15 protein-coding genes are annotated in these 16,729 nt (G+C 62.5%); 9 read left to right on the forward strand and 6 right to left on the reverse strand.

Going from position 1 to position 16,729, the window contains the following annotated elements; genetic code table 11:
- Nucleotides 1-16: 16 nt before the first annotated feature.
- Nucleotides 17-889 carry an SDR family oxidoreductase gene (locus tag SO139_RS01190; protein WP_449379616.1) on the reverse strand — a complete coding sequence of 291 codons (873 nt, stop codon included), beginning with the start codon at nucleotides 887-889 and terminating at the stop codon, nucleotides 17-19.
- Nucleotides 890-994: 105 nt separating this feature from the next.
- Between SO139_RS01190 and SO139_RS01195 the strand changes: the two genes are divergently transcribed.
- Genes SO139_RS01195 through SO139_RS01205 form a run of 3 tightly spaced genes read left to right on the forward strand, consistent with a single transcriptional unit; the run spans nucleotide 995 to nucleotide 3,493 of the window.
- On the forward strand, nucleotides 995-1,804 hold the full coding sequence (locus tag SO139_RS01195) for a crotonase/enoyl-CoA hydratase family protein (protein WP_449379615.1): 810 nt from the start codon (nucleotides 995-997) through the stop codon (nucleotides 1,802-1,804).
- A gap of 13 nt (nucleotides 1,805-1,817) precedes the next feature.
- Entirely contained in the window at nucleotides 1,818-1,949 is a 132-nt protein-coding gene (locus tag SO139_RS01200; RefSeq protein WP_449379614.1) for a hypothetical protein, read from the forward strand.
- Nucleotides 1,946-3,493, forward strand: a complete 1,548-nt coding sequence (locus SO139_RS01205) for an acyl-CoA synthetase (protein ID WP_498539565.1) — start codon at nucleotides 1,946-1,948, stop codon at nucleotides 3,491-3,493. The genes SO139_RS01200 and SO139_RS01205 overlap by 4 nt, the downstream gene beginning before the upstream one ends.
- A 213-nt stretch (nucleotides 3,494-3,706) precedes the next feature.
- On the opposite strand, the gene SO139_RS01210 is transcribed toward SO139_RS01205, so the two are convergent.
- Both SO139_RS01210 and SO139_RS01215 read right to left on the reverse strand, forming a co-directional pair.
- Nucleotides 3,707-4,885 carry an OpgC domain-containing protein gene (locus SO139_RS01210; protein ID WP_498539566.1) on the reverse strand — a complete coding sequence of 393 codons (1,179 nt, stop codon included), beginning with the start codon at nucleotides 4,883-4,885 and terminating at the stop codon, nucleotides 3,707-3,709.
- 340 nt (nucleotides 4,886-5,225) lie between these two features.
- Entirely contained in the window at nucleotides 5,226-6,629 is a 1,404-nt protein-coding gene (locus SO139_RS01215) for an invasion associated locus B family protein (protein ID WP_449379611.1), read from the reverse strand.
- 459 nt (nucleotides 6,630-7,088) lie between these two features.
- On the opposite strand from SO139_RS01215, the gene SO139_RS01220 reads away from it, so the two are divergent.
- Together SO139_RS01220 and ppc are read left to right on the forward strand one after the other, a co-directional pair.
- Nucleotides 7,089-7,493, forward strand: coding sequence for a YccF domain-containing protein (locus SO139_RS01220; protein WP_449379610.1), 405 nt, complete (start codon nucleotides 7,089-7,091; stop codon nucleotides 7,491-7,493).
- A gap of 239 nt (nucleotides 7,494-7,732) precedes the next feature.
- The gene (gene ppc / locus SO139_RS01225; RefSeq protein WP_498539567.1) at nucleotides 7,733-10,543 is read left to right on the forward strand and encodes a phosphoenolpyruvate carboxylase; all 2,811 of its coding nucleotides are present in this window, start codon (nucleotides 7,733-7,735) and stop codon (nucleotides 10,541-10,543) included.
- A 132-nt stretch (nucleotides 10,544-10,675) separates the two neighbouring features.
- Here the strand turns inward: ppc and SO139_RS01230 are convergent, their stop codons facing one another.
- The 3 genes from SO139_RS01230 to SO139_RS01240 form a co-directional block, all read right to left on the reverse strand.
- Entirely contained in the window at nucleotides 10,676-11,590 is a 915-nt protein-coding gene (locus SO139_RS01230; protein WP_449379608.1) for an SDR family NAD(P)-dependent oxidoreductase, read from the reverse strand.
- A 134-nt stretch (nucleotides 11,591-11,724) separates the two neighbouring features.
- Nucleotides 11,725-12,864 (reverse strand): thiolase C-terminal domain-containing protein, encoded by a 1,140-nt coding sequence (locus tag SO139_RS01235; RefSeq protein ID WP_498539568.1) that lies wholly within the window; start codon nucleotides 12,862-12,864, stop codon nucleotides 11,725-11,727.
- A gap of 3 nt (nucleotides 12,865-12,867) precedes the next feature.
- Entirely contained in the window at nucleotides 12,868-13,281 is a 414-nt protein-coding gene (locus tag SO139_RS01240; protein ID WP_449379606.1) for a Zn-ribbon domain-containing OB-fold protein, read from the reverse strand.
- A 201-nt stretch (nucleotides 13,282-13,482) separates the two neighbouring features.
- Here SO139_RS01240 and SO139_RS01245 point away from each other — a divergent pair, with 201 nt between their 5' ends.
- The 4 genes from SO139_RS01245 to SO139_RS01260 all read left to right on the forward strand — a co-directional run.
- The gene (locus SO139_RS01245; RefSeq protein ID WP_449379605.1) at nucleotides 13,483-14,835 is read left to right on the forward strand and encodes an amidase; all 1,353 of its coding nucleotides are present in this window, start codon (nucleotides 13,483-13,485) and stop codon (nucleotides 14,833-14,835) included.
- A complete protein-coding gene (locus tag SO139_RS01250; RefSeq protein ID WP_449379604.1) occupies nucleotides 14,828-15,514 on the forward strand; it encodes a DUF2848 domain-containing protein in 687 nt (228 codons plus the stop codon). The genes SO139_RS01245 and SO139_RS01250 overlap by 8 nt, the downstream gene beginning before the upstream one ends.
- 185 nt (nucleotides 15,515-15,699) lie before the next feature.
- A complete protein-coding gene (locus SO139_RS01255) occupies nucleotides 15,700-16,446 on the forward strand; it encodes a 2OG-Fe(II) oxygenase (protein WP_449379603.1) in 747 nt (248 codons plus the stop codon).
- A 9-nt stretch (nucleotides 16,447-16,455) separates the two neighbouring features.
- Nucleotides 16,456-16,729 (forward strand): alpha-ketoglutarate-dependent dioxygenase AlkB (locus SO139_RS01260; protein ID WP_498539569.1); only part of this gene is annotated, 274 nt, incomplete at its 3' end.

Genomic DNA, 16,729 nt, shown 5'->3' on the forward strand with positions numbered 1-16,729 from the left:
GTCCGGGGCACGAGACCTAGCCCCTCGCAGCCCGGTCCTTCTCGTTCTGCGCCATGATGGACTCCCGCGCCGCTTTCCAGTCGTCGTCGCTCCAGTCGCGGAGCTGGTAGAAATTGCCGCCCATGGCCAGCGCCTGCCCGCCGTCCATGGCGATGGTCTCGCCGTTGATCCAGTCGCAGCCGCCGGAGATCAGGAACACGGCGAGATTCTGCAATTCCTCCATGCTGCCGACGCGGCCCATCGGGTTCATCGCTTTGGTGCGCGCGCCGGCCTCGTCGCCCGGCTTGATGCGCTTGCTCATGCCTTCGGTTGGAATTTCGCCCGGCGCAATCGTGTTCAGCCGGATGCCGTGGCGGCCCCATTCGGTCGCAAGCGACATCGTCATGGCGTGGATCGCGGACTTGCTCATCGCTGACGGCACCACGTAGGGCGAGCCGTTGCGCACCCAGGTCACGGTGATCGACACCACGTTGCCCGGCTGCTTCGCGGCGATCCAGCGCTTGCCGACGGCATGCGTCACGTAGAACGTGCCGTGCATGACGATGTTGGCGACTGCGTCGAAGCCGCGCGGCGAGAGCTCTTCCGTGCGCGAGATGAAATTTCCGGCGGCGTTGTTGATGAGGTCGGTCAGCGCGCCCTCGCGAAAGATGTTCTCGATCATCTCCTCGACCGCGAGCGCGTTGCGGATGTCGACGCCATGGCTGGTGACGCGGCCGCCGTAGAGGTCCATCAGCTCAGTCGCGGTCTCGTCGCACACGATCTTGCGCCGGCCGCAGATGTGCACCTCGGCGCCGAGCTGGAGAAAGCGCGCCGCCATCGACTTGCCGAGACCGGTGCCGCCACCGGTCACAAGGATGCGCCGGCCGGCCAGAAGATTTTCCTTGAACATGGCGGTTCCCCTCGATGGATTTTGAGTTAATTGGTCGATTGACTAAATCTGGCCGCCGCCGTCCTGTAAAGCCGCGACCGATCAAGAACAGGGGAGAATCCGTCGATGGAAGAGCGCGTGTCGATCTCGGTTTCGGAAGGCGTCGCCGACGTTCGCCTGGTGCGGGCGGACAAGATGAATGCGCTCGATCAGGCGATGTTTCAGGCATTGGTCGACGCAACCGACCGGCTTTCCAAGGAAAAAGGCGTGCGCGTCGTCGTGCTGTCCGGCGAGGGGCGGGCGTTCTGCGCCGGCCTCGACATGGGTCGTTTTGCCGCGATGAAGGAGAAGGGCGGCAATGGAATTCCGGGTGGCGAAAATCGTGATCTCACCGTGCGCACGCACGGCAAGGCGAATTTTGCGCAGCAGGCGGTGTGGGGCTGGCGTCAACTTGCGGTGCCCGTGATCGCCGCCGTGCACGGCGTCGCCTTCGGTGGCGGCTTCCAGCTCGCGCTCGGCGCCGACATGCGCTTCGTCGCACCCGATGCGCGGATGTCGATCATGGAGATCAAATGGGGCCTCGTGCCCGACATGGCGGGCACGCCGATCCTGGCAAGCCTCGTGCGCGACGACATCCTGCGCGAGCTCACCTATACGGGCCGCATCTTCTCGGCGCAGGAGGCGATGTCCTACGGCCTCGCGACGCGTATCTGCGATGACCCACGTGCTGTCGCGCTCGAGGTGGCGCGCGAGATCGCCGGCAAGAGCCCCGATGCGATCCGCGCCGCAAAGCGCATGCTGAACAATCTCTCGGTCGATCCGGCTCCCGCGCTGCTTGCCGAATCCGTCGAGCAGCAAAAGCTGATCGGTAGTGCGAACCAGACCGAAGCCGTTCGCGCCAACATGGAAAAGCGCGCGCCGAAGTTCGCGGATTGATGAACTCTTCGTCATGGCCGGGCTTGTCCCGGCCATCCACGTTGTTGGTCGAAGGCGACGAAGCAAGGTCGTGGATCACCGGGACAAGCCCGGTGATGACGAAATAACCGACCTGTCGCCGGTCAACGAAGAAAAGCAAAAATGAGCGAAACGTCCCAACTCTTCCTCGGCCTCGCCTCCGGCGAACGCCACCGCAGCCATGCGGAAGTCGCCGACCGTGCCGATCGCATCGCAAGCGGGCTCGCCGGGATCGGCGTCAGACAAGGCGATTGCGTCTGCATGCTCATGCGCAACGACATCGCCTTCCTGGAAGCTGCCTACGCCGCGATGCGGCTAGGTGCCTACGGCGTGCCGATCAACTGGCACTTCAAGCCGGACGAGATTAACTACATCCTGCAAGACTCCGGCACGCGCGTTTTGATCGCGCATGCCGACATGCTGCACGCCTTGCACGATGCTATTCCTGAAGGCATCACCGTGCTCAGCGTGCCGACGCCGCCGGAAATCCTGAAGACCTACAAGATCGATCCCGGTCATCTGGCAATACCGGACTCCGCCATCGATTTCGATTTGTGGCTCGCACAATTTCAGCCCTATGACGGCCCCGTCGTGCCGCAGCCGATGAACATGATCTACACCTCGGGCACGACGGGCCATCCCAAGGGCGTGCGGCGCAGTGCGCCTACACCGGAACAGATGGCTGCGGGCGATCGCATGCGCGCGATGATCTATGGCCTGAAACCCGGTTCGCGCGCGCTTTTGCCGGGACCGCTCTATCATTCCGCGCCGAACTCGTTCGGCATCCGCGCAGGAAGGCTCGGCGGTGCTCTTGTGCTGATGCCGCGCTTCGAGCCGGAAGAGTTTCTGGCACTGATCGAACGTTATCGCATCGACACCATCTTCATGGTGCCGACCATGTTCATCCGCCTGATGAAGCTGCCGGTCGAGGTACGCCAAAAGTACGACATCTCCTCGCTGCGCCACGTGATCCACGCCGCCGCGCCCTGTCCGCCCGACGTCAAACGCGCGATGATCGAGTGGTGGGGGCCGGTGATCTACGAATTCTACGGCTCGACCGAATCCGGCGCCGTGACCTTCGCGACGTCAGATGACGCGCTGAGGAAACCCGGCACGGTCGGCAAAATCTCGCCTGGCGCCGAGCTGCGCTTCCTGGGCGAAGACGGCCGCGTGCTTGATGTGGGCGAGATCGGAGAAATCTATTCGCGCATGCGCGAGACGGCGGATTTCACCTATCACAACAAGCCCGAGAAGCGCACGGAGATCGATCGCGACGGCTTCATCACCTCGGGTGACGTCGGCTATATCGACGCGGACGGCTACGTCTTCATCTGCGACCGCAAGCGCGACATGGTGATCTCGGGCGGCGTCAACATCTATCCGGCCGAGATCGAGTCCGTGCTGCACGCTGTTCCCGGCGTGCACGATTGCGCCGTGTTTGGCATCCCCGACGCCGAATTCGGTGAGGCGCTGATGGCGGTGGTCGAGCCGCAAGCCGGCATCACGCTCGATGAGGGCTCTATCCGCACCCGGCTCAAGGCCCAGCTCGCCGACTACAAGGTGCCGAAGCACATCGAGATCCGCACGGAGCTGCCGCGCGAAGATTCCGGAAAGATCTTCAAGCGCCGTCTGCGCGATCCCTATTGGGACGAGGCGGGACGGAGGATCTGAGGTCGTGCAGTAGCCCGGATGGAGCGAAGCGCAATCCGGGATCGGCTCCGCGTATCCACGCGCATCCGCGATGATCTCCGGGCGGCCGCGTTCGAGGTTGCGCGTGAGATCGCTGGCAGACTGAGCAATCTATCACGATTTTGCTCCCGATGTCCGCTTGAGAAGTTGCTTCAGGCTCGGTGTGCACACGCGGCATAGAACCGACGGTTACGTTCAAACCACCATTCTCGCACCCGACTTGGCCGCGATGGGTGCTTCCTTGCGTGGCCGCTTGATGATCTTGTCGACCTTTTTCGACCAGTCGCCGTAGTACGCCAGGGCGCATAGAATTCCGATCCCAACGACGCTTATCAGAATTTGAGCAAGTAACGTTCCTGAGCTAGTCGTCAGCACGAAAAAGCCGAGGAACGAGAGAAATATGCCGACGCAGAACACCCGCAGGGACTGTTGGCCGCATTTGATGAGCGGATCGCAAATGGGGCTCTTCAGCCCCTTCCAATCCATTGGCATGAAGCGGATCACGAGCAATGCGATCACAACGAAATGCACGGCTCGGTAAGGCGCAAGATTTGTCTTGTCGTTCGGATTGAAGGCATCAAACATCCAGTCTGGAACGATCTGCCTGATGCTTTCGACGGAAGCCGCCAGCGTTAGGATGAGGGCAAAAACCAGATAGCCGATGCCCAAACTCACGACCCACCGTGAAATGAGGAAAGGTCGGATTTCTGTGCCTCCACCGAGTGCAGTCCACGCGCCCAGACAGAACAGGAACTGCCAGCAGAGGGGATTGAAGAACCAATGGCCTTCGGGATAGGCGGCAAGGTTCCAGCCGAAATGACGGGCCGCGAGATAGAGCAAGAACGACGCTAGTAGCGTGAGACCAGGGCGTCGCAGCATGATCCATAGCACCAACGGAAACAGCGCCATCAATACGATGTAGAGAGGTAGGACGTCGAGGTTGACCGGCTTGAACCGCAACAGGAGGCCTTGTATCAGCATCGCGAAAGGTCTGTCGCCCAGTCTTGCCACATTGAATTGATGGACAAGGGTGTCAAATTGAAAGCGATAAGCGACATATCCGACCGTCGCGACGTAGAGCACAAACACCATGACATGCGCGACGTAGAGTTGCCAAACCCGCCTCCATAGCTGCGTCGCACCGACGACAAACCCATGGTCTCGCATCATGCGGCCAAAGACTAGCGCTGCCGTGTATCCTGATATGAACACGAATAGATCGGCCCCATCGCTGAAGCCGTAGTTGCGCGTGGTGATCCAGTTGACCACGTTATTCGGCATGTGATTGAGAAAAATCGCCCAATTTGCCACTCCTCGCAGCAAATCAAGACGCAGGTCGCGGCCCTGAGAAGGAAAGACGGCTGTAATCTTCATCTTGGCTCGCGAGCCTCAATCGGACGCAACACCGGGCGTTCGACTGCAAATCATACCTTCCGTCTCTTTTGGAAGATTGATTCAGGTCAACCGTCTGCGCGAGCCCGCCACTAACAATGCTCGTATCTGACTGGAGCCGATCCGATGCCGAACCGTGCTTTTAATAGGCCCCACGAGGGACGGGGTACATCAAGAACCAAGGTAACCGTATCCCGTCGCATGGCTTGCTTGGAACGTCATCGCGGTTGCGCTGTTGCCCGCCTATGTCGCGGGCTGACGCGAACCGACGACACTGCGCATGGCGGGCTCTAACGCTTTCTTTGAAACACCGGAAAACGGCTCATTCCTGATCCATGCCGAAGTCAAATGTCTCCGCGGGTGCTCCCTTCCGAACGGTGCCAAATTGATCAAGCGATAGCGTCAACGCGATGGATGAGGAGTTCAGGTCCGCAAGTTCGAGCTTCAGTTGCTTTCCGGAGTCGAGCTTCGCGATGAGATTAGAGTTAACGGGGGCGGCTGCAATGCAGATGTTAGTCAGGCACCAATTGAAAGGAAACTGAGTCGGGGGTCCCTGATCCACGCTGACTTTGACGCCCTTTTGCAGGTTCGCCCCTTGTGGAACGAAAAGTTGCATGCGAGCAGCGCCGTCAGCGCGCCGGATCAGATCGACTCTGGCCACGACCTGACCAAGATCGTCGGTGCCGGTCGATGTCGTACGGCAGATCGCAGTCCCATCACTGGAATTGAAACAGAGCTTTCTCCAAGCCAAGTATTGAATCGTTTGAGGTAGGCGCACCCTGGGAGCTTTTGCTTGTAACTCCGCACCAGAACGGGAGCCGCCCATTTGTTGCTGCGCGCTGCTGGTTGCTGAATGCTTCTCAAGAAATTGGCTTACCAGCGGAGACCAGATGGGTACTGCGTCGGGGGAATCGATCATGAAGTGGCCGTCGCCTCCGAATGCTGGCAGCACATGATATTCGGCGTTTCCTCCCGCCGCTACGAAAGCATCATGCATCCGCTTCGTCAGCTCTGGCCCGAAATAGGTGTCGTTCTCCGTGTATATCCATAGCATCGGTACTCGCGCCGACTGACCGAACTCGCTTGTCGTTGCGACGAGTTCGTCGGGAGCACAGTTGTTGTTCGGTTTGCCATCTACTCTGCCTCCGCGTCCTGCCGCAAAGGTAATGACAGCTTGAACTGACGATGGGTTGAGGCTCGCGAGAGCCATCGACCCCCATCCACCGCCAGACTGACCCACGACGACAACCTTGCCGGGCTGAATGAATTTCTTCTTGCTCATGTAGTCGATGACCCACTCATTCATGGTGGCGATGGCAAGTCCCGGGCCTTTGAAGTTAGGGTTGTTGCAGGTGCCAACGTGCGCAAAGACCGCTCCATAGAGCCCCTGATCTTTGTCATCCAGGCTACTGGCTCCGTATCTCACCGGTGATATGACAAAATAGCCGCGGCTCGCGAACCACCGCGCAGCCGCGCGGTACTCGATAGTCGGGAACATAGTCCGTTCCTGAAGGCCGAGCGCAATTCCGTGATTCATGATCACAAGAGGAAATGGGCCATCGCCGATCGGCCTTACCACGAAGGCAAGCATAGGAAGTGGGAAGGGGAGCGCCCAGATTTCCTCTTGGATTGTTGGCGATGCTGCAACGTCTTCCGCTACCGCCTGGGAATGAAGAGCCGGTGGAGATGCTAGCAAGGCCAGAGCAATCAGAAGGCGCTTCAGCATCTTCTTACTCCGTTCTTGGGAAAAATGCTTCAGATACTATTGGAAGGCTAAGTGGCCGAGACTCGAGCCCTTTGACGTAGATCAAGCCCCGAAGTCTGAAAAATCCTCTGACCTGCGGCCACTCGTGTTGGACTGCCGCCGTGCTCGGGAATCTTGCGCATCCGCTTGTTCCGAATTCTGCCCTCTTCGTCCTGAACAACGAAACGTGTCCTAGGTTGCGCCTTGATAGGTGGGGCGGAAGTTCGGAGGTCTATCGCTGTTTCATAAATCGGATAAGCGAAGCGACATCCGGGACTTTGACGGTACCGACCCGCATTCCGCTTCGCTTCATGCGGGCTACAAGCTCTTAACCAACGCGAAGGCCAATTCCCGGCATTGCCTGGAGCGAATTTCGGAGCTGTCTTCGCAGCAACAGCTTTCGAGCTTATACAAGCGGGGTCATTGACGGCGGATTATCTCATGGCTCCGGTTTCGATCCTGCTCAACTTGCTCTGGATTCTCATCGGCGGTGCCTGGATGGCGTTCGGCTGGCTGGTGGCTTCCATCATCATGGCCATCACCATCATCGGCCTGCCCTGGGCGAGGGCGGCGTTCAACATCGCCGTCTACACGCTCCTGCCGTTCGGCTCAAAAGCGGTGCGGCGCGACGAGGTCACCGGAGAGAGCGATATCGGCACTGGCCCGCTCGGCGTGCTCGGTAATATCGTCTGGTTCCTGCTCGCCGGCTGGTGGCTGGCGCTCGGCCACGTCATTACCGCCGTGATCCTGGCGATCACCATCATCGGCATTCCCTTCGCCTGGGCTCACCTGAAGCTCGCGGGCATCGCGCTCTGGCCGATCGGCAAGGTGATCGTGCCGGCCTAGCCCCAACCATCCCATCTACAACATCTTGTGTTTCTGGTTCGATGCGTCGGGCAAGCCCTACTTTGCATGGGGTTGATTTCGAGGAAAATGAAATCGCGCGCGCCGTTAGGGCAGTCGTCTGAACGACGTTGCCCTTCGCCCTCCAGTGTGCGCCGCCCCCAAGTTTATCTTGCACCGCGGCAAAAAACTTGCACACTCGCCGAGCCGGGCAGCCAAGGGACTTCGAAGGGAATTTAGCCATGTCCCTCCAGACCGTACCATCTGACACAGCGATCGATCGTTCCAACCGCGCCGAGGAGGCCCAGGCGCTGGAGGCCGATGTCCGGCTGCGGGACGATATTCGCCTGCTCGGGCGCATCCTGGGCGACACGGTGCGTGACCAGGAGGGCGCCGACGTGTTCGACCTGGTCGAGCGGATCCGCCAGACCTCGATCCGGTTCCACCGCGACGAGGACCGGCTCGCTCGCCGCGAGCTCGAGCAGATCCTCGACAGCATGTCGATCCCCGATACTTTGCGCATCGTCCGCGCCTTCAGCTATTTCTCCCACCTCGCCAACATCGCCGAGGACCAGAACAACATCCGCCAGATGCGCGCCCGGAGCGCCGCCAAGGAAACCGGATCACGCGGCGGATCGGGCGTGCTGGCGGAGACGCTGGCGCATGCGAAGAGCGCGGGCGTGAGCGCCGACGCGTTGCGCGGCTTCTTCAAGGAGGCCCTCGTCAGTCCGGTGCTGACGGCGCATCCGACCGAGGTCCGCCGCAAGAGCACCATGGACCGCGAGATGGAGATCGCGGCGCTGCTGGACAGCCGCGAGCGCCTTGCCATGACGGCGGACGAGGCCGCGGCCAGCGACGAGCAGTTGCGGCGCGAGGTGCTGACGCTGTGGCAGACCAATCTGCTCCGCCGGACCAAGCTCACCGTGCTCGACGAGGTCGCCAACGGCCTGTCGTTCTACGATTACACCTTCCTTCGCGAGGTTCCGCGCCTCATCAACGCGCTGGAGGATCGGCTGGAAGAGGGCGGCGAGCAGGCGGCAGCCGAGCTCGCCTCGTTCCTGCGCATGGGAAGCTGGATTGGCGGCGATCGTGACGGCAATCCCTTTGTCACCGCCGACGTCATGCGGGGCACGCTACGGCTGCAATCGAGCCGGGTGATGCAGTTCTATCTCAACGAGCTGCACGTGCTCGGCTCGGAATTGTCGATCGCGGCGCATCTTGCCGATATTTCCGAGGAGCTGCGCGCGCTCGCCGAGCGCTCGCCCGACACCTCGCCGCACCGGAGCGGCGAACCCTATCGCCTCGCGGTCTCTGGCATCTATGCCCGTCTGACCGCGACGGCCGAAAAGCTCCAGGTCGAGATCACGCGCCGCCCGGTCGGCAAGGGCGCGCCGTACGAGAGCGTCAGGGAACTGCAGGCCGATCTCGACGTGCTGCATCGCTCGCTGATCTCCAACAACGCCCGCGTCATCGCCCGCGGCCGGCTCCGGCTATTGCGCCGCGCCGTGGACTGCTTCGGCTTCCATCTGGCGCGACTCGACATCCGCCAGAACTCGGCGGTGCATGAGCGCACCATCGCCGAGCTGATCGATGCGGCAAATCCCGGCATGTCCTATCTCGCGCTCGGCGAGGAGGCGCGCATTGCGCTGCTCACCAACGAATTGCGCAGCACGCGCTCGCTGGTCTCGCAATTCATCAAGTACAGTGACGAGACGATGGGCGAGCTCAACGTATTCCATGCTGCCGCGGAGGCGCATGCGAAGTTCGGCTCGGACGCCATTCCCCAATGCATCATCTCGATGTGCAAGGGCATGTCGGACATGCTCGAAGTGGCCGTGCTGCTCAAGGGGGTCGGTCTCGTCAATCCGTCGGGGCGCAGCGCCATCAACGTCGTGCCCCTGTTCGAGACCATCGAGGACCTGCAGGCCTCATCCGGCATCATGGACCGCATGCTGGCGCTGCACGATTACCGCAGGCTCGTCGACAGCCGGGGCAGCGTGCAGGAGGTGATGCTCGGCTATTCCGACAGCAACAAGGACGGCGGCTTCGTCACCTCGGGCTGGGAGCTCTACAAGGCGGAGATCAATCTCGTCGAAGTGTTCGAGCGCCACGGCGTGCGCCTGCGCCTGTTCCACGGCCGTGGCGGCTCGGTCGGCCGTGGTGGCGGGCCGAGCTATGACGCGATCATCGCTCAGCCGGGCGGCGCGGTGAACGGCCAGATCCGCATCACCGAGCAGGGCGAGATCATCTCGTCGAAATATTCCAACGCCGAAGTCGGTCGCAACAATCTGGAGATCCTCGCCGCCGCGACGCTGGAGGCGAGTCTCTTGCATCCGCGCCAGAGCGCGCCGCGGCGCGAATATCTGACCGCGATGGACGAACTCTCGAGCCTCGCCTTCAAGGCCTATCGCGGCCTCGTCTACGAGACCGATGGGTTCGTCGACTATTTCTGGTCGTCGACCGTGATCAACGAGATCGCGACGCTCAACATCGGCAGCCGCCCGGCTTCGCGCAAGAAGACCCGCGCGATCGAGGATCTGCGGGCGATCCCCTGGGTGTTCTCCTGGGCGCAGTGCCGCCTGATGCTGCCCGGCTGGTACGGTTTTGGCAGCGCGGTCGAGACCTGGATCGCGGAGCATCCCGACAAGGGCATGCCGTTCCTCAAAGAACTCTACAAGGAATGGCCGTTCTTCCGCATGCTGCTGTCGAACATGGACATGGTGCTTGCAAAAAGCTCGATCGCGATCGCCTCGCGCTATGCGGAGCTCGTGCCGGACGAAGCCTTGCGCGAGAAAATTTTTGGCCGCATCCGCCGCGAATGGCATTCATGCATTGAGACGCTGCTCGATATCATGGGGCAGGACCGGCTGCTGCAAGGCAACCCGCTGCTGGAGCGTTCGGTGCGTCACCGCTTCCCTTATCTCGACCCGCTCAACCACGTGCAGGTCGAGCTATTGAAAGAGCACCGCGCGCAGAATCCGGACGAGCAGGTCCTGCGCGGCATTCAGCTCACCATCAACGGCATCTCGGCGGGCTTGCGGAATACGGGTTAGCGCAACACATTCAGTCGTCATGCCCGGGCTTGACCCGGGCATCCACGTCTCTGCGCAGTCGTGTCTGCACGTGGATGGCCGGGGCAAGCCCGGCCATGACGTGTGGAGGCGATGGGCGCTAAGCGGTGACCGTCACACCGGATCCCAGGTGAAGATGTCGGCCGAGCGATCGAGCTTGTAGAACGAACCCTTCAGCGCCGGCATCGCGTGCTCGGCGATCGACTGCGGTGTCCAGCCATCGCTGCTCTGCACGGAGCGGATCGGGCGTGACTGGCTCATCAGGAATATCTCGTTCATGCGGACGGCAAAGATCTGACCGGTGACGTCCTTGGCGGCGTCGCTGAGGAGATAGGCGACGACCGGCGCGATCAGTTCCGGGCCCATCTTCTGGATCTTCGCCACGCGCGCCTTCTCAGCGTCGGTCTCGGTCGGGATGGTGCCGATCATGCGGCTCCAGGCGAACGGCGAGACGCAGTTCGAGCGCACGTTGAAACGGTTCATGTCGAGCGCGATCGACTTCGACAGGCCGACGATGCCGAGCTTGGCCGCTGCGTAGTTGGCCTGGCCGAAATTGCCGATCAGGCCGGAGGTCGAGGTGAAGTGCACGAAGGAGCCGCTCTCCTGCTCGCGGAACAGCCGTGCGGCGGCGTGGCTGACATAGAACGAGCCCATCAGGTGCACCTTGATGACGGCCTCGAAGGCTTCCACGCTCATGCGGTGGAAGATCATGTCGCGCAGAATTCCGGCGTTGTTGACGACGCCGTCGAGCCGGCCGAAACGATCGGTCGCGCTCTTGACGATCTTGCTGGCGGGAATGGCTTCGGCGACGCTCTCGAAATTGGCCACCGCCGTGCCGCCACGCTTCTTGATCTCCTCCACGACCTCTTCCGCCGGTGCTGCGCTGGAGCCCGAGCCATCCGACGCTCCGCCGGGATCGTTGACGACGACTTTGGCGCCCTCGGCTGCGCACAGCAGCGCGATCTCTCGTCCGATGCCGCGGCCCGCGCCGGTGACGACGACGACCTTGTCCTGCAGTGAATTTGTCATGTGAGTTCTCCGCTATCTGTTCCAATCTCCGCCGTCATTCCGGGGCGCGAAGCGCGAACTATGGTGCGTAATTGCGCACCTGAGAATCTCGAGATTCCGGGTTCATGCCACGCATGCCCCGGAATGACGGGCTGTCACCTCTCGTTCGTGAACACGATCGTGCCGCTCGCGGCGAACATGCCGCCGACGCCGTGGCACACCGAAATCTTCGCGCTCGGTACCTGCGCCGGCGCGATGCCGCGCATCTGGCGCACGCTCTCTTGGAGCGCGTACATGCCGTACATGCCCGAATGCATGTAGGAGAGGCCGCCACCATTGGTATTGAGCGGCAGCTTGCCGCCGGGCCGCGTGTTGCCGTCGGCAATGAAACTGCCTGTCTCCTCATAGGGCATGAAGCCGAGATCGCCGAGACCGAACAGCGGCAGATGCGCGAACGCGTCATAGATCATGAGATGATCGACGTCCTTGTGCGCGATGCCGGCTTCCTTGAAGGCGAGCGGACCCGCGACCTTGAAGGCACGCGAGGAGTTGAACGTCTCCATCTGACTGACCATCGGCGTCTCCACGCTCTCGCCGGTGCCCATGATGTAGACCGGCTTGTGCGGAAAATCCCTGGCGCGGTCGGCCGAGGTCAGGATCAGCGCGCCGCCGCCGTCGGTGACGAGACAGCACTGCAGCAGCCGGAACGGGTAGGCGATCATGCGCGAGTTGAGCACGTCGGCGACCGTGATCGGCTCCTTCATCATCGCGCGCGGGTTCTTCGCCGCCCATTCCCGCTGCACCACCGCCACCATCGCAAGCTGCTCATGGGTGATGCCGTAGGTCTTCATGAAGCGCAGCACGGGAATCGGGAACATGCTGGGCGGGCCGTAGACGCCGAAGGGTGCCTCGAACTGGCCGTTGAGGCTGTCCGGCGCGGTAAAGCGCGGCTGCTTGCCGATCATCGACTTGCCGCTCTCGGCATGGGTGATCAGCACGGTCTTGCACAGGCCGGCTTCGATGGCTGCGGCGGCATGGCGAACGTGGAGCATGAACGAGCATCCGCCGACCGACGTACCGTCGACCCAGGTCGGCTTGATGCCGAGATAATGGCAGACCTGCTGCGGCGTCTCGACGGCGGTGGCAAAGCCGTCGATGTCGGACAGCTCCAGTCCGGCGTCCGCGATGGCATTGAGCGCCGCATCCGCATGAAGTTGGAGCTGCGACATGGTTGGGATGACGCCGAGCTCGGTGGTCTCGGCTGCGCCCACGACGGCAACCTGGTTCCTGCGCATGGCCTATCCCTTCGCCGGACGGAACACGGGGAGGGTGATGGCATCATCGAGCTTCTGAAAGACGACCTCGAGCTTCATGTCGAGCGCGAGTGCTTCCGGCGTCTGCGGACAGTCGATGATGTTGCTCATCATCCGAGGCCCCTCCGCAAGCTCGACCACAGCGATCGCGTACGGTGGAGTGAAGCCCGGCGCGGCGGGGCGGTGGTTGATCACATAGCTGTAGAGAAAACCCTTGCCGCTCGCCTTGAAGATGCTGACCTTGCGGGAAGCGCAGGACGGGCAGAACGGACGCGGAGGGAAATAGACATGCGCGCAGGCGACGCAGCGTTGCAGGCGCAGCTCGCCCGCTTTCGTGCCGTCCCAGAAATGCTGCGTTTCCGGCGTCGGCTTCGGTCGCGCGCGCTGCGGTTCGGCCATTGCGGCAGGTCCTCCCAAGTATGTCCTCCCAAGACGCAGGCGTCACGCCCGCCCGTTTCGATCTTGATGCGACAATTGACTATTGGCAGTCAACGGTCCAGCGACGTGCGCGCATGGTAACTATACCGTCTCGCGCGCAATGCTTGTGTCGAACTGAGCCAGCGCGATAGATTGCGCGTGCCAATATTCCGTGAGACAGACATGCCCAACTTTTTTCCGACACTGGCGAAGCTTGCCGAAGACCTCGAGAGTGGCCGCACAACCTCCCGAAAGCTGGTTGAGGAATGCCTCGCCAGGATCGCCGATCCGGCCGGCGAAGGCCAACGCACCTTCATCCATGTCGACAAGGTTGCGGCGCTCGCCTCGGCTGATGCGATGGATGGATTGCGCAAGGCCAACGCGGCGCCGTCGCGCTATGCTGGTATCCCGATCTCGATCAAGGACCTCTTCGACATCAAGGGGCAGACGACGCGCGCGGGCTCGCGGGCGCTCGACGATTCCGATCCGGCGGAGCACGACGCGGCGGCGGTGGCGCGGCTGCGCCGTGCCGGCTTCGTGGTGATGGGGCGGACCAACATGACCGAGTTCGCCTATTCCGGCATCGGCATCAATCCGCATTTTGGCACGCCGAAGGGCGCCTGGAACCGGGCCGAGGGCCACGTGCCTGGCGGCTCGTCCTCCGGCGCGGCGGTGTCCGTGCTGGACGGTATGGCGCATGCTGCGCTCGGTACCGACACCGGTGGCTCCTGCCGCATTCCGGCGGCCTATAACGGCATCGTCGGCTACAAGCCGACGCAACGTCGCGTGCCGCTCGATGGCTCAGTGCCACTGTCATTCTCGCTCGACAGCATCGGCCCACTGGCGCGAACGGTCAGTTGCTGTGCGGTACTCGACGCCGTGCTGGCGGACGAGCCGATCGTTCCGCTGAAGCCGCGCCCGGTGAAGGGCATGCGGCTTGCGGTGCCGACCACCATTGCACTCGACGACCTCGATACGGCCGTGGCGCAGACCTTCGAGCGGGCGCTGGAAGCGCTCGCCAGTCACGGCGCCGCCATCGAGCGCATCGAGATGTCGGAATTCCACGACATCGGCCCGATGAACGCCAAGGGCGGCTTTGCGGCCGCCGAAAGCTTCGCATGGCATCGCTACCTCATCACGGCCAAGGGTGACGTCTATGATCCCCGCGTCGCGGTTCGGATCATGCGCGGCGAGGCGCAGACTGCGGCCGACTACATCGATCTTCTCAACGAGCGCCGCTCGCTGATCGCGCGGGTCAATGCACGGATCGCGCCCTATGACGCGCTGGTGCTGCCGACCACCGCCAACACGCCGCCGAAGATCGCCGATCTTGCCGACGACAAGGCGTTCACCACGGCTAACCTGCGTGCCTTGCGCAACTGCACGCTCATCAACATGATCGATGGCTGCGCTATCTCGCTGCCGGCCCATCGCGAGGGCGAGGTTCCCGTCGGCCTGATGCTGGCAGGCGCTGGTGGATCGGACCATCGCATTTTCGAGCTTGCTGCCGGCATGGAGGCCGTGATCCGTGTTTGACCTGACCTTCACCGTCGACGCCCAGGACACGACAACGCCGCTGACGCTTGCGATCGACCAGGCCGTCATCGCCGGCTGGACCGGCCGCGATCCCGTCGCGCGCGACAAGCACATTGCCGAGCTTGAGGCCGTCGGCATCGCGCGGCCGGCATCGACGCCGATCTACTACCGCGTCTCGGCGCGGCGGCTGACGATGGAAGACTGCATCGAATGTTGCGGCGGCGAGTCCTCTGGCGAGGTCGAATTCGTGTTGATCGGCTGGCAGGGCCGCATCTTCGTCGGCTGCGGCTCTGATCATACCGACCGCAAGGTCGAGGCCTACAGTGTGACCGTCTCGAAGCAGATGTGTGACAAGGTCGTCGCGCCCGTGCTGTGGGAACTCGAGGATGTGATCGACCACTGGGACAAGATGATCCTGCGCTCCTACGCCTGGATCGAGGGCGAGCGCGTGCTCTATCAGGAAGGCACGCTGGAGGCGATGCTGCCGGTCGATGAGCTGATCGCGCGCGGGTTCGACGATAAGAAGCTGCCCGATGGTTGCGCGATGTTCGGCGGCACCTTCGCGGCCAAGGGCGGCATCCGCCCCGCCGACCGCTTCGAGTTCGAGCTGGAGGATCCGGTGCTGAAGCGGACGATCAAGCACGCCTATGATGTGATTACGCTGCCGGTGCTGGGCTGATGCGTCTCCACCGTCATTGCGAGGAGCTCGCGACAAAATTGCGAAGCAATTTTGCGCTGAGGCGACGAAGCAATCCAGGCGGTTCCGCGGGAAGATTCTGGATTGCTTCGCTTCGCTCGCAATGACGGGGAGGCGGTCGGAAATCGGGTGGCGGCGTGGGCGCCGGGGGTGCGAGGATGAATGCCATGACAGCGATCGCACGAAAACCAGCCCAATTCTCCTCCGCAGCTCGTGCCGCCAGGGTCGACGAACTCGACTGGGCGCACATCGAGGGCGAGCTCGACGCGCAGGGTTGCGCAGTTCTGAAGAGCCTGCTCACGCCCGACGAATGCCGCAGCGTAGCCGCGCTCTATCCCGACGACGCACACTTCCGCAGCCGCATCGTCATGGGCCGTCATGGCTTTGGCCGGGGCGAGTACAAGTATTTCTCCTATCCGCTCCCCGATCTGATCGCGCAATTGCGCCCGGCGCTCTACGCACATCTGCATGGCGTGGCCAATCGTTGGAACGAGGCGATGGGGATCGACATCCGTTATCCCGCGGCGCATGCGGCGTTCCTGAAGCGTTGCCACGAGGCGGGGCAGAGCAGGCCGACGCCGCTGCTGCTGCAATACGAGGCCGGCGACTTCAACTGCCTGCACCAGGATCTCTATGGCGAGCACGTCTTCCCGATCCAGGTCGCGATCCTGCTTTCGGAGCCCGGGCGCGATTTCACTGGCGGCGAGTTCGTGCTGACCGAGCAGCGCCCGCGCATGCAGTCGCGCGCCGAGGTCGTGCCTCTCGCACAGGGCGATGCGGTGGCTTTCGCCGTGCATCATCGCCCGGTGCATGGGACACGCGGCACCTATCGGGTTAATCTGCGCCACGGCGTCAGCCGGATCCGGTCCGGACAACGCCATACGCTGGGGGTGATCTTTCATGATGCGAAGTGAGCGCAGCCGTTGACGGCGGATTTGTTTGACAGCCTCGCCGAGGCGCAGCCACCGCGCGAAGACATCGCGGACGGAGCCGTGCTGCTGCGTGGATTTGCGAAGCCGATCGAGCACGCGCTGATTACCGCCGTCCGCGCGATCACGGCGCAGTCGTCGTTTCGGCAGATGACGACGCCCGGCGGCTATCAGATGTCGGTAGCGATGACGAATTGCGGCGAGCGCGGCTGGATCACCGATCACACCGGCTATCGCTATGACCCGATCGATCCGCTGTCCGAAAAGC

It is taken from the genome of Bradyrhizobium sp. UFLA05-89, from assembly GCF_059803475.1.